The organism is Actinomadura rugatobispora (genome assembly GCF_055379765.1).
Window position 1 is genome coordinate 7,457,365 of record NZ_AP029191.1, and the last position, 12,988, is coordinate 7,470,352.

Below are 12,988 nucleotides of genomic sequence, written 5' to 3' on the forward strand. Positions count from 1 at the left end.
TCCGGGTCGGGGCGCCCCGCGCCGCCCCGATACTTGAGCAATGACCAGGGTCATCGCGGGAAGCGCGGGCGGGCGGCGGCTGGCCGTGCCGCCGGGACGCGACACCCGTCCCACCAGCGACCGCGCCCGCGAGGGCCTGTTCTCCACCGTGCTCGCGCTGCTCGGCCCGCTCGACGGGCTGCGCGTGGCCGATCTGTACGCCGGGTCGGGCGCGGTGGGGCTGGAGGCCCTGTCGCGCGGCGCCGCGCACGCCCTGCTGGTGGAGTCGCACCCGCGCGCCCTCAAGGTCATCCGCGAGAACGTCCGGTCCCTCGGCCTGCCCGGCGCCCTCGCGCGGGGGGACAAGGTCGAGCGCCTGGTCCGGCGCGCGCCCGACGCGCCCTACGACCTGATCTTCGCCGATCCGCCCTACGCCCTGGGGGACGCCGCCGTCACCGCGCTGCTGGAGTCGCTGCGCGACCACGGCTGGGCCGCGCCCGACGCCCTCGTGGTGGTCGAGCGCGCCTCGCGCGGGGCGCCGCTGCGCTGGCCCGACGGCTACGCCGCCGAGCGCGACCGGCGCTACGGCGAGGCCGTCTTCTGGTACGGGCGGGCGGCCACCGAACGGTCTTCGGCTTGACGCGAGCCCGGTGCCGGACCGCTCCGGACCGGTTTGGTACGTTCACGGCGCAGGGCCCCACCTGCACGGAAAAGCCCAGACGCAAGGATGGAGCCACCTCGTGCGCCGTGTCGTTTGCCCCGGCTCGTTCGATCCCGTCACCAACGGCCATCTCGACATCGTCAGCCGGGCCTCCCGCCTGTTCGACGAGGTGGTGGTCGCCGTGATGATCAACAAGACCAAACAGGGGCTCTTCACCGTCGACGAGCGGATCGAGATGCTGGAGGAGGTGACCAAGGAGTACGGCAACGTCAAGATCGACAAGTGGCACGGGCTGCTGGTGGACTTCTGCCGGCAGAACGACATCCCGATGATCGTCAAGGGGCTGCGCGCCGTCAGCGACTACGAGTACGAGCTGCAGATGGCGCAGATGAACCACCGGATGGCCGGGGTCGAGACGATGTTCATGTCGACCAACCCCCTGTACTCCTACCTCTCCTCCAGCCTGATGAAGGAGATCGTCAAGTACGGCGGCGACGTCTCCGGGCTCATCCCCGAGGCGGTGCACGCCCGGCTGGCCGAACGGCTCCAGGAGACCTGACCGACCGGCCGCGAGTTGGGGAGAGGTCCGTGCGTTCGGTACCCTGGGACATCGGCCTGACCGACGGCCGCGATCCCCATGGCTCACGAAAGCAGGATTCCGCTGTCTCGCCTCGATCCGAACGCTCCGCTCGTGCTCGACACCCGGGCTCTGAGCAGGCAACCCGGATCGTCCCGCGAGCAGGTTCTCCGCGTTCCGGCCCCGGAGGATTTCGGCATCGAGATGGTGGGCGTGCCCGCGGGCGCCGCGATCGAGCTCGATCTGAGGTTCGAGGCGGTGCTGGAGGGCGTGCTCGTCACCGGAACGGCGCGGGTGCCCCTCAAAGGGGAGTGCGCGCGCTGTCTGGACCCGATCGCCTCGACCTTCGAGGCGGACTTCCAGGAGCTCTTCGTCTATTCTGACACCCGCTCCGGCGGGCACGCGGACGACGACGAGCTCCGCCTCGAGGACGATCTGATCGATCTCGAGCCTGTGCTCCGGGACGCGGTGGTGCTCGCACTGCCGCTGTCGCCGCTGTGCCGGGACGACTGTCCCGGCCTGTGCCCGGAGTGCGGCGTCCGGCTGGCGGACGCCGAGCCCGACCACGGCCACGCCGTCGCCGACCCTCGCTGGGAGGCGCTGCGGGGCCTGGCCGGCGGCGGACCGTCCTCCGACGGGGGTGCCCCTGGCGGCACCTCTTCCGGGGGCTAGCGGGCGCCGTCGCTGACATCCCCCTCGGGGGCGGTGGAGGTACGCGCCCCCACCGGGCATTCGACCGACGAGAACGAAAGCAGGAGGGCTGACGTGGCCGTCCCCAAGCGTAAGAAGTCGCGCAGCAACACGCGGCACCGGCGTGCGCAGTGGAAGGCCACCGCGCCGACCCTGGTCGACTGCCCGACGTGCCGCGACAAGAAGCTGCCGCACACGGCCTGCTCGACGTGCGGGACCTACGACCGGCGGCAGGTCATCGCCCCGTCGTCCTGAGGTAGGACTGATCCCGGCACCGGGGGGCGGATCCGCGCACGGCGCGGCCGCCCCTTCCGTGCCGGGACCGCATCCATCACCCAGCACACGATCACCCGACCATCCGGCGGGTGGCACCGGTGCGGTGAACGGCGGAGGGCCGGCGCCCGAGGCCGTGGTGCACGCCGGGGATGTCGATCGTCCGGCGCGCACCTCGTCTTCGTGGACCCTCTCCTCGGCCGCGCGACCGCGCCGTCCCGGGCTCCCGGCCGTTCCGGGCGTCCCGGCGCCGTCCGCCGCCATCGGCACCGCCGCGCGCGGTGCGAGGCCTCCGAGGAGGGCCTGTGAGCGGTAAGAGGACCGAACCGGCGCCCGACCGCGCGGAACTGACCCGCGCGCTCGGCGTCGAGGTCACCGACGACCTTCTGGAACGCGCGCTGACGCACCGTTCCTTCGCCTACGAGAACGGCGGCCTGCCCACCAACGAGCGCCTGGAGTTCCTGGGCGACTCGGTGCTCGGCCTGGTCGTCACCGACACCCTGTACCGGGGGCACCCAGACCTGCCCGAGGGGCAGCTGGCCAAGCTGCGCGCCGCCGTGGTCAACATGCGCGCCCTCGCCGGGGTCGCGCGCGCCCTGAGCGTGGGCGACCACATCCGCCTCGGCCGCGGCGAGGAGGGCACCGGGGGCCGCGACAAGGCCTCCATCCTCGCCGACACGCTGGAGGCCCTCATCGGGGCGGTCTATCTCGACCGCGGCCTGGACGAGGCGTCCGCGCTGGTGCACCGGCTGTTCGACGCGCTGATCACCCGTTCGGCCGGGCTGGGCGCGGGGCTGGACTGGAAGACCTCGCTGCAGGAGCTGACGGCCGTCGAGGAGCTCGGCGTCCCGGAGTACCACGTCTCCGAGAGCGGCCCCGACCACCAGAAGACCTTCCGCGCCGCGGTGCGGGTCGGCGGCACCACCTACGGGTCGGGCGAGGGCCGCAGCAAGAAGGAGGCCGAGCAGCACGCCGCCGAGGCCGCCTGGAACGCCATCCGCGAGATGGTCGTCGCGCGCGAGTCCGCGGCCGCCGGCGGCGCCACCACGGGCACGGACGGCGCCGAGGCCGGTGCCGGCGACGGCGGCGCGGACGGTGCCGCGCCGTCCGGCCAGGGGGCCTGACCGTGCCGGAGCTGCCCGAGGTCGAGGTCGTCCGGCGCGGCCTCGACCGCTGGGTCACCGGCCGTACCGTCGCGTCCGCCGAGGTCCTGCACACCCGAGCCGTGCGGCGGCACGCCGAGGGCCCGGCCGACTTCGCCGGGCGCCTGGCCGGGCGCACCATGCAGGCCCCGCGCCGCCGCGGCAAGTACATGTGGATCCCGCTCGACTCCGGCGAGGCGCTGCTGGCCCACCTGGGCATGAGCGGGCAGCTGCTGGTGGGCGAGCCCGACCGTCCCGACGAGAAGCACCTGCGCGTCCGCGTCACCTTCACCGAAGGCGGCGCGGGCGGCTTCGACCTGCGCTTCGTCGACCAGCGCACGTTCGGGCACCTGCTGGTGGCCGAGGAGGCGGCCGGGACGGCGGGCACGCCCGTTCCCGAGCCCATCGCCCACATCGCGGCGGACCCGCTCGAAGAGGTCTTCGACGACGAGGCGTTCTACCGAGCGCTGCGCCGCCGCCGCACCGGCGTCAAGCGCGCGCTGCTCGACCAGTCCCTGATCAGCGGCGTCGGCAACATCTACGCCGACGAGGCCCTGTGGCGGGCCAGGCTCCACTGGGCGCGCCCCACGGAGACGCTGACACGGGCCGAGGTCACGCGGGTCCTGGAGGGCGTGCGAGAGGTCATGGCGGCGGCCCTGGCCGTGGGGGGCACGTCCTTCGACAGCCTCTACGTCAACGTGAACGGGGAGAGCGGCTACTTCGACCGCTCGCTGGACGCCTACGGGCGCCGCGACGAGCCGTGCAGGCGCTGCGGGTCCGCCATCCGCCGCGACGAGTTCATGAACCGCTCCTCCTACAGCTGCCCCACCTGCCAGCCCCGTCCCAGGAGAGCGAGATACTAGGCGTGATGGACGACGTGGACGCCGGCGAGGCCGTACGGCTGACCGCCTGGGCGCGCGGGCGGGTGCAGGGCGTGGGCTTCCGCTGGTGGGTGCGGTCGCGCTCGCTCGAACTCGGCCTGGTCGGCAGCGCCACCAACCTCGCCGACGGCCGGGTGGAGATCGTCGCCGAAGGGTCGCGGCCGGCCTGCGAGAGGCTGCTGGAACTGCTGCGCGGGGAGGGGACCCCGGGACGTGTCGCGGGCGTCGCCGAGCGCTGGAGCGAGCCCCGCGGAGAAGGCCCCGGTTTCCAGGAGCGGTAGCCGGGTAGGGGTTTCCGGTTTGTACCTGCTAAACTAGTGAGGACAGGTTGTTACCGGCCTGTGATGTGCGTCTTGACCAGGACACCGGCCGGTGCGACTCTAGACGATACGCGCACCCGTTTGAGTTGATTCTCGTGCGCGATCCCTGCTGGTTACTCAGCGTGGAGGACCCTTAGTCATGGCGAAGGCTCTACTCGGCCACGTCGGCGGTCCCGACCCCCGTATGGTCGCGGAGATGCGGCGCCTTCAGCAGCGCGTACGTGATCTGGAAGCCGAGCTCGTACGGCTTCAGGCAGAGAACGACGCGCTCGCTACGGAGGCGACCGACGACGACGTATTGTCGCTCGGAGTGAAGGACCGCGAACCGGCGCTGACCTGATCGGCGCCTTCTTTCGAGGAACAGACAGGGACGCCCGTCCGCGGCGTCCCTTACGTTTTGTCCTCTTCCCGGTGATCGATCGGTCCTGCCCGGCGTGACCGTACAGTCGATCTTGGGTTCGCTCTTATCGCGCTGTCCTGCGGAAACCGGCATGTTTCACCTCGCGTGACACGCCGTGGCACCGTCGGTGCAGTGCCCGGGCGGCTCTGAACGGCCGCGAAACGTTTCGTGAACGGCACTTCCGGACTCCCGGACCGCGGACCGCCGTGCGGATCCCCGGTGGTCGCGTGCGGCCGTGCGCGCCCCGAGAGGCTCGCTCGGCGTCGCGGCCGTCCCCGCGCGGTTCGCGTATCGGCGACGGCCCCGTCGAGGGCCCAGCGGAGCTCTGAGGGCCTCCTGCCATGCCCGGACGCTCCCTTTTCGTCCGCCGGCGGGCGTCGCCGTCGGCGACCGCGGGGCGCATCGGGGCAGATCATGGCACATTGGAGGGGAACGGCTGCGCGGTTGCCGGGTCCTGACGGGGGCGGCCGGTATCGTTCGACCCGTTCCCGGAGGCAGCCGGGTCGAGGCGGGGGCGGGGGCTCCGGCCGGGCGGCCGGGCGGCCGGGGCGGCCTGGGAAGCAGGCCCCGTGCGCATCCCTTGGAGGAGGACGCGAGCGCGTGTACCTGAAGAACCTGACGCTGCGCGGCTTCAAGTCCTTCGCGTCCTCCACCACCCTCAAGTTCGAGCCCGGCATCACCTGCGTCGTGGGGCCCAACGGGTCGGGCAAGTCCAACGTCGTCGACGCGCTCGCCTGGGTGATGGGGGAGCAGGGCGCCAAGTCGCTGCGCGGCGGCAAGATGGAGGACGTGATCTTCGCCGGCACCGCCAGCCGGCCGCCGCTGGGCCGCGCCGAGGTCGTCCTCACCATCGACAACGCCGACGGCGCGCTGCCGATCGACTACACCGAGGTGACGATCAGCCGGCTGATGTTCCGGTCCGGGCAGAGCGAGTACGCGATCAACGGCGACTCCTGCCGGCTGCTGGACATCCAGGAGCTGCTGTCGGACTCGGGCATCGGCCGCGAGATGCACGTGATCATCGGCCAGGGCCAGCTCGACCGGGTGCTGCACTCGGGGCCGGAGGGCCGCCGCGCCGTGATCGAGGAGGCGGCCGGCGTCCTCAAGCACCGCAAGCGCAAGGAGAAGGCGCTGCGGAAGCTGGACGCGATGCAGGCCAACCTGACCCGCGTCCAGGACCTCACCGGCGAGCTGCGGCGCCAGCTCAAGCCGCTGGGCCGGCAGGCCGAGATCGCGCGGCGGGCCGCGGTGATCCAGGCCGACCTGCGGGACGCGCGGCTGCGGCTGCTGGCCGACGACCTGGTCACCCTGCGCACCCGGCTGGACCAGGAGGCCGCCGACGAGGCCGCCGTCCGCGAGCGCCGCACCGAGACCGAGCGGGCCCTGCAGGAGGCGCAGGAGCGCGAGGCCGCGCTGGAGGCCGAGGAGGCCGAGCAGGCGCCCAAGCTGGCGCAGGCGCAGGACACCTGGTTCAAGCTCTCGGCGCTGAAGGAGCGGCTGCGGGGCGTGGCCGACCTGGCCGCCGAACGGCACCGCAACGCCGCCGAAGCGCGCGACGAGGAACGCCGGGGCCGCGACCCCGAGGACATGGAGCGCGAGGCCGTCGCCGTCCGCGAGCAGGAGGAGATGCTCCGCGCCGCGCTGGAGGAGGCCCAGGACGGCCTGTCGACGGCGGTGGAGGAGCGGTCCGGCGCCGAGGAGGCCCTCGCGGCCGAGGAGCGGCGCCTGCAGGCCGCCGCCCGCGCCGCCGCCGACCGGCGCGAGCAGCTGGCCCGGCTGCGCGGCCGCGTCGAGGCGCTGCACAGCAAGGTCCAGGCGGGGCAGTCGGAGATCGGGCGGCTCCGCGAGGCGCGCACGGAAGCCGAACAGCGCGTCCACTCCGCGCAGGCCGAGTTCGAGGCGTTCGAGGCAGAGGTCGTCGAAGACCCCGAACTGATGGCCGAGCACGAACTGGCCCAGGAGACCCTGGCCACCGCCAAGGAGGCCGTGGAGGCCGCCAGGGCCGCCGTGGACGCGCCCAAGCAGGCGCTCAAGGAGGCCCGCACCGCCGTGGCCGCGGCGCGTTCCGCCGACCAGGCCGCGCAGAAGCAGGTCGCCGCGTTGCAGGCGCGCATCGAGGCCCTCAACCTGACCCTGGCCAGCGCCGCGGAGGGCGGCGAGGCCGTTCTGGCGGCGGGCGCCGACGGCTCCCTGGAGGGCGTCCTCGGCACGGTCGCCTCGCTGCTGACCGTACGGCCCGGCTACGAGACGGCGGTCGCCGCGGCCCTGGCCGGCACGGCCGAGGCCATCGCCGTGGGCTCCCTGGACACCGCGCAGGCCGCCCTCGAACTGCTGCGCGCGCGAGACGCGGGCCGCGCCGGACTGCTGATCGGCTCGGGCGACTCCGGTCCGGAGCACGCCAGGATCGACGGGATCGACTACGCCGCCGACGCCGTGACCGTCCCCGACACCCTCGGCGCCGCCATGAGCGAGCTTCTGCGCGACGTCGCCGTCGTGGACGACGTGGCCGCCGCCGTGGCCCTCGTCCGGCGCGAGCCCCGTCTGCGCGCCGTCACCCGCGACGGCGACCTCGTCGGCGCCCACTGGGCCCAGGGCGGCGCCGCCGGGGGAGCGCAGAGCCTCCTCCAGATGCGCGCCACCCTCGACCAGGCCAGTGAGGACCTCGCCGCCGCCGAGACCGCCGCCGAGCAAAGCGCCGAGGCCCTCACCGAGGCCACGGAGGCAGAGCACCGCACCCAGGCCGCCCTCGACGAGGCCCAGGCCGCCGTCAACCAGGCCCAGGGCGGGGTCAACCAGGCCCAGGCCGACCTCGACCGCGTCCGGGGAAGGCTGCGCGAACACGAGGCCCAAGCCGCCCAGGAGGCCAAACGCGCCGCCCGCCTGGAGGCCGACGTCCGCGCCGCCAAGGGCGAGGTGGAGCGCCTCACCAAGGCCCTGGACGCGGCCGGCGAGTCCCTGGAGACCGACGCGCAGGCCGCCGAGGAACTGGCCGCACGGCTCGCCGAGTCCGAGGAGGCCGCCGAGGTCGCCGACGAGGCCGGGCACGACACCGAGGCCCGCGACGAGCTCAACGCCCGCTGCCAGGAGCTGCGCGCCGCCGAGATGGAGTCCCGGCTGACCGTCCGCACCGCCGAGGAGCGCGTCCAGGCCATCGCCGGCCGCGCCGACGCCCTCGAACGCGGCGCCCGCCGCGAGCGCGAGGAGCGGGCCAGGGCCGCCGAGCGCCGCGCCCGCCGCGAGCGGCAGGCCCGCGTCGCCGAGGCGGTGCACCGGGGCGCCCGGACCGCGCTGCGCCGCATCGAGACGTCCCTGGAGTCCGCGGTGACGCAGCGGGAGGCGGCCGAGCGCGCGCGGGCCGAGCGGGAGGCCGAGCTGAAGGTCGTCCGCACCCAGGTCCGCGAACTGTCCAGCACCCTGGAACGCCTGGTCAACGTCGTGCACGGCAGCGAGGTCGCCCGCGCCGAGCAGCGCCTGCGCCTGGAGCAGCTCGAACAGCGCGCCCTGGAGGAGTTCGGCCTGGAGGTCGAGGCCCTGGTGTCGGAGTACGGCCCCGACCAGCCCGTCCCGCCCGGCCCGGAGGAGGCAGGTTCGGGCGGTGAAATGGATGGAGACGCGCAACCCGCGCCGTATGACCGCCGCGAGCAGGAGAAGCGCGCCAAGGCCGCCGAACGCCAGCTCAACCAGCTCGGCAAGGTCAACCCCCTAGCCCTGGAGGAGTTCGCCGCCCTGGAGGAGCGGCACGCGTTCCTCACCTCGCAGCTGGAGGACCTCAAGAAGACCCGCCGTGACCTCCTCAACATCGTCAAGGACGTCGACGACCGGGTGCAGCAGGTGTTCGCCTCCGCCTACGAGGACACCGCCCGCGAGTTCGAGCGGATCTTCGCCCGGCTGTTCCCCGGCGGCGAGGGCAGCCTGTCGCTGACCGAGCCGGAGGACATGCTGGCCACCGGCGTCGAGGTCGCGGCCCGCCCGCCGGGCAAGAAGGTCAAGCGGCTGTCGCTGCTGTCGGGCGGCGAGCGCTCCCTGGTCGCGATCGCGTTCCTGGTCGCGGTGTTCAAGGCCCGGCCGTCGCCGTTCTACGTCCTGGACGAGGTCGAGGCGGCCCTGGACGACACCAACACCCAGCGGCTGCTGCGCGTCTTCGAGGAGCTGCGCGAGTCGTCCCAGCTCATCGTGATCACCCACCAGAAGCGGACCATGGAGGGCGCCGACGCCCTCTACGGCGTCAGCATGCGCGGCGACGGGGTGACGCAGGTGGTCAGCCAGCGCCTCCGGGAACACGAACCGGCCTGAGCCTTGTGCCGGGAGGGGGCCATCCACTACTCATGGGCACCGGTCGTTCTCCGACCCCGCTCCGGGCAGCCTGCCCGGACGGAGACCGGCTTCTGAGAGGTATCCCATGGATCCCGAGCGGCTCAAGGCCAACTTCGCCGCGGTGGCTGAGAACGGCGAGGGCCTGATCGCCTACTTCTACGCCGACCTCTTCCAGCGCGAACCGGGGCTGCGCGACCTCTTCCCCGCGTCGATGGAGAAGCAGAACCGCAGGCTCCTTGAGGCGCTGTCGCACATCGTGTCCCTGGTGGACGACCCGCCCGCCCTCGTGCCGTACCTGTGGGAGCTGGGCCGCCGGCACGCCGGCCACGGCCTCGCCAACGACCACTTCCCGCGGTTCGGGGTGAGCCTGCTGACGGCCCTCGCGCACTTCACCGGGCCCGGCTGGGACGAGGATCTGGAACGCGACTGGGCCGCCGTCTTCAGCTTCACCGCCCAGATCATGGCCGAGGCGGCCGCCGAACGGGGCTCGGCGCAGCAGGCCGTGGGATGACAAGACCGCAGGTGGGCGGCTCGCCTGCCACGGGACGGGGTTCGGCGCATCGGCGCCGGTCTGGAAAACTGGATGCGCTATGGACTATCTGATCCTCATCGCCGGGCTCGCCGCCGTCGTCCTGATCATCGGCGGCGTCCTGTTCCTGCGGCCCGGCCGCCGCAAGCCCCGGCCGCCCGCCGAACCCGCGGAGCGGCCCGCCGACCTGCAGCCCGGCGGCACGACCACCGTCGAGGAGGAGGAGGAGCGGGCGGCGCCCGCGGCCGAGCGGGCGCCACCGGTCGAGAAGGTCCCGCCCAAGGTCGAGATCGAGGTCCCGCCGCCCTCCGCCGGCCGGCTGGTGCGGCTGCGCGCCCGGCTGGCCCGCTCCCAGAACACCTTCGGCAAGACCCTCCTGGGCCTGCTGTCGCGCGAGACCCTCGACGACGACGCCTGGGAGGAGATCGAGGACACCCTGATCGGCGCCGACATCGGCGTCTCGGTGGCCCGGCAGATCACCGAGGACCTGCGCACCCGCGTCCAGGTGCTGGGCACCCGCAGCCCCCAGGAGGTGCGGGAGCTCCTGAAGGAGGAGCTGGTCAAGCAGATCGGCGCCGACCTGGACCGGTCGCTGCACACCGCGCCGCACGGCACCCGTCCCGCCGTGCTGATGGTCGTGGGCGTGAACGGCACCGGCAAGACCACCACCTGCGGCAAGCTCGCCCGGGTCCTGGTCGGCGACGGCCGCACCGTGGTCCTGGGCGCCGCCGACACCTTCCGCGCCGCCGCCGCCGACCAGCTGGAGACCTGGGGCGCCCGCGTGGGCGCGCAGGTCGTGCGCAAGGACGAGGGCGCCGACCCGGCCAGCGTCGCGTTCGAGGCCGTCAAGCAGGGCCTCGACGCCAAGGTCGACACCGTGATCGTCGACACCGCTGGCCGCCTCCACACCAAGACCGGCCTCATGGACGAGCTCGGCAAGGTCAAGCGGGTCATCGAGAAGCAGGCCACGGTCGACGAGGTCCTCCTGGTCCTGGACGCCACCACCGGCCAGAACGGCATGCAGCAGGCCCGCGTGTTCGCCGAGGTCGTCAACGTCACCGGCATCGTCCTGACCAAGCTCGACGGCACCGCCAAGGGCGGCATCGTCGTCCAGGTCCAGCGCGAACTGGGCGTCCCCGTCAAACTGGTCGGCCTGGGCGAAGGCCCGGACGACCTGGCCCCCTTCGAACCCGAAGCCTTCGTGGACGCGATCCTGGGCGACTGACCCACCTGGCTGGAGCGAGGCGCGTCCGTTTGTGGACGCGCCTCGCGCCGTCCCGGGGGGCGTGAGGGCGTCCCCCTGCAATGAAACAACCCCTCCACATTGGTGCCTTTCGACCACCCCATGGGAAGCAAAACGCCCATCTCGCCAGGGGAGCCGTCCCGAACGGACGGAGTGTGAGGATTCCGAAACATCGCGGAAACAGTTCGCGATGGGGTTTCACACCGTAGAAACACAAGGGCCTTTCAGGTGAAACCGCCAGCCCAGAGTCTCTGAGGAATCCGAAGTTCCCGGTCGAGGAGGGGCTCTCCCCACGATGAAGATCGATAGCGGTAGTACCGCGTGGATGCTGACGAGCGCGGCGCTCGTCCTGCTGATGACACCGGGTCTGGCCTTCTTCTACGGGGGGATGAGCCGGGCCAAGAGCGTGCTCAACATGATGATGATGAGCTTCGTCAGCATCGCCATGGTGGGCATGATCTGGGTCGTCTACGGCTACTCCGTCGCCTTCACCGAGGCCGGGGGGCTCAGCTCCTTCATCGGCGGTCTGAGCGACTGGGGACTGGTCGGCCTGGAGACGGTCGCGACCGCGGACGACGGGAGCGGCATCCCGCAACTGGTGTTCGTCGCCTTCCAGGCCACCTTCGCGATCATCACGGTGGCCCTCATCAGCGGCGCCGTGGCGGACCGTGCCAAGTTCGGGGCCTGGGTGGTCTTCACCCTGGTCTGGGTGACCCTGGTGTACCTGCCCATCGCGCACTGGGTGTGGTGGTCGGACGGTCAGGACGGCGGCAAGGCCGGCTGGATCTTCGAGCTGGGCGCGCTGGACTTCGCCGGCGGCACGGTCGTCCACATCAACGCCGGTGTGGCGGCGCTGGCGCTGGCGCTGGTGCTGGGGCGCCGCAAGGGCTGGCCGAAGGACCCGATGCGCCCGCACAACCTGCCGTTCGTGCTGCTGGGCGCCGGTCTGCTGTGGTTCGGCTGGTTCGGGTTCAACGCCGGCTCGGCGCTGTCGGCCGGTTCGACCGCCGCGGTCGCGTTCATCAACACGCTGGTCGCCACCTGCGCCGCGGCGTTCGCCTGGATCGTGGTGGAGAAGCTGCGCGACGGCAGCTCGACCACCCTGGGCCTGGCCTCCGGCATCGTGGCCGGCCTGGTCGCGATCACCCCGGCGGCGGCGTTCGTCACCCCGCTCGGCGCGATCGCGCTGGGCCTGGTCGCCGGCGCGGTGTGCGCGTTCGCGGTCGGCCTCAAGTACAAGCTGGGCTATGACGACTCCCTGGACGTGGTGGGCGTGCACATGGTCGGCGGGATCGTCGGCGCGCTGCTGATCGGCATCCTCGCCACCACGTCGGTCAACGACGCCGGCGCGGACGGGCTGCTGGCCGGCGGCGGGCTGTCGCTGCTGGGCAAGCAGGCGGTCGCGGTGGTCGCCACCCTCGTCTACTCGTTCGTGGTCACCTTCATCATCGCCAAGCTGATCGACCTGGTGATGGGCTTCCGGATCAGCGAAGAGGACGAGGTCTCCGGCATCGACAGCACGGCGCACGCGGAGACGGCCTACGACTTCGGCAGCGTGCACGCCGGGGTGGGCGCCTCGCTGCCCTCACCCGCCCGTAAGGTCACCGGCGGAGCCGACAAGAAGGTGGAGGCCGACGCATGAAGCTGATCACGGCGGTGATCAAGCCGTTCAAGCTGGACGAGGTCAAGGCGGCCCTGGAGACCTTCGGGGTCAAGGGGATGACCGTGAGCGAGGCCAGCGGGTACGGCCGCCAGAAGGGGCACACCGAGGTCTACCGGGGCGCCGAGTACAAGGTCGACCTGGTGCCCAAGCTGCGGGTCGAGGTGCTGGTCGACGACGAGGACGCCGAGGACATCATCGACGTCATCGTCAAGGCTGCGCGCACGGACAAGATCGGTGACGGCAAGGTGTGGGCCGTTCCCGTCGAGACCGTGATCCGGGTCCGGACCGGTGAGACCGGCGCGGACGCGCTGTAGGG

General features: G+C 72.5%; 13 protein-coding genes. All 13 read left to right on the plus strand.

Annotated elements, in window-relative coordinates; translation table 11 throughout:
- Window positions 1-40: 40 nt before the first annotated feature.
- A complete protein-coding gene (gene rsmD / locus ACZ466_RS33390) occupies window positions 41-619 on the plus strand; it encodes a 16S rRNA (guanine(966)-N(2))-methyltransferase RsmD (RefSeq protein ID WP_378286027.1) in 579 nt (192 codons plus the stop codon).
- 100 nt (window positions 620-719) lie between these two features.
- Window positions 720-1,199 carry a pantetheine-phosphate adenylyltransferase gene (gene coaD, locus ACZ466_RS33395; protein ID WP_378286026.1) on the plus strand — a complete coding sequence of 160 codons (480 nt, stop codon included), beginning with the start codon at window positions 720-722 and terminating at the stop codon, window positions 1,197-1,199.
- 78 nt (window positions 1,200-1,277) lie between these two features.
- Window positions 1,278-1,889, plus strand: a complete 612-nt coding sequence (locus ACZ466_RS33400) for a YceD family protein (RefSeq protein WP_378286025.1) — start codon at window positions 1,278-1,280, stop codon at window positions 1,887-1,889.
- 93 nt (window positions 1,890-1,982) lie between these two features.
- On the plus strand, window positions 1,983-2,162 hold the full coding sequence (gene rpmF / locus ACZ466_RS33405; RefSeq protein WP_378286024.1) for a 50S ribosomal protein L32: 180 nt from the start codon (window positions 1,983-1,985) through the stop codon (window positions 2,160-2,162).
- 365 nt (window positions 2,163-2,527) lie between these two features.
- Window positions 2,528-3,304, plus strand: a complete 777-nt coding sequence (rnc, locus tag ACZ466_RS33410) for a ribonuclease III (RefSeq protein ID WP_378286073.1) — start codon at window positions 2,528-2,530, stop codon at window positions 3,302-3,304.
- Window positions 3,305-3,306: 2 nt separating this feature from the next.
- Complete coding sequence (gene mutM, locus ACZ466_RS33415) at window positions 3,307-4,185, plus strand: bifunctional DNA-formamidopyrimidine glycosylase/DNA-(apurinic or apyrimidinic site) lyase (protein ID WP_378286023.1); 879 nt, start codon at window positions 3,307-3,309, stop codon at window positions 4,183-4,185.
- 5 nt (window positions 4,186-4,190) lie between these two features.
- Complete coding sequence (locus tag ACZ466_RS33420; RefSeq protein WP_378286022.1) at window positions 4,191-4,484, plus strand: acylphosphatase; 294 nt, start codon at window positions 4,191-4,193, stop codon at window positions 4,482-4,484.
- A gap of 178 nt (window positions 4,485-4,662) precedes the next feature.
- Window positions 4,663-4,863 carry a hypothetical protein gene (locus ACZ466_RS33425; RefSeq protein WP_378286021.1) on the plus strand — a complete coding sequence of 67 codons (201 nt, stop codon included), beginning with the start codon at window positions 4,663-4,665 and terminating at the stop codon, window positions 4,861-4,863.
- Window positions 4,864-5,523: 660 nt separating this feature from the next.
- Window positions 5,524-9,216 carry a chromosome segregation protein SMC gene (smc, locus tag ACZ466_RS33430; RefSeq protein ID WP_378286020.1) on the plus strand — a complete coding sequence of 1,231 codons (3,693 nt, stop codon included), beginning with the start codon at window positions 5,524-5,526 and terminating at the stop codon, window positions 9,214-9,216.
- Between the two features lie 106 nt (window positions 9,217-9,322).
- Window positions 9,323-9,748: a globin domain-containing protein gene (locus tag ACZ466_RS33435; protein WP_378286019.1), complete on the plus strand. Its 426-nt coding sequence runs from the start codon at window positions 9,323-9,325 to the stop codon at window positions 9,746-9,748.
- 79 nt (window positions 9,749-9,827) lie between these two features.
- A complete protein-coding gene (gene ftsY, locus ACZ466_RS33440) occupies window positions 9,828-10,991 on the plus strand; it encodes a signal recognition particle-docking protein FtsY (protein ID WP_378286018.1) in 1,164 nt (387 codons plus the stop codon).
- A 313-nt stretch (window positions 10,992-11,304) separates the two neighbouring features.
- Complete coding sequence (locus ACZ466_RS33445; RefSeq protein WP_378286017.1) at window positions 11,305-12,651, plus strand: ammonium transporter; 1,347 nt, start codon at window positions 11,305-11,307, stop codon at window positions 12,649-12,651.
- A complete protein-coding gene (locus ACZ466_RS33450; protein WP_378286016.1) occupies window positions 12,648-12,986 on the plus strand; it encodes a P-II family nitrogen regulator in 339 nt (112 codons plus the stop codon). Before ACZ466_RS33445 ends, ACZ466_RS33450 begins: the two co-directional genes overlap by 4 nt.
- The last annotated feature ends 2 nt before the right edge of the window (window positions 12,987-12,988 follow it).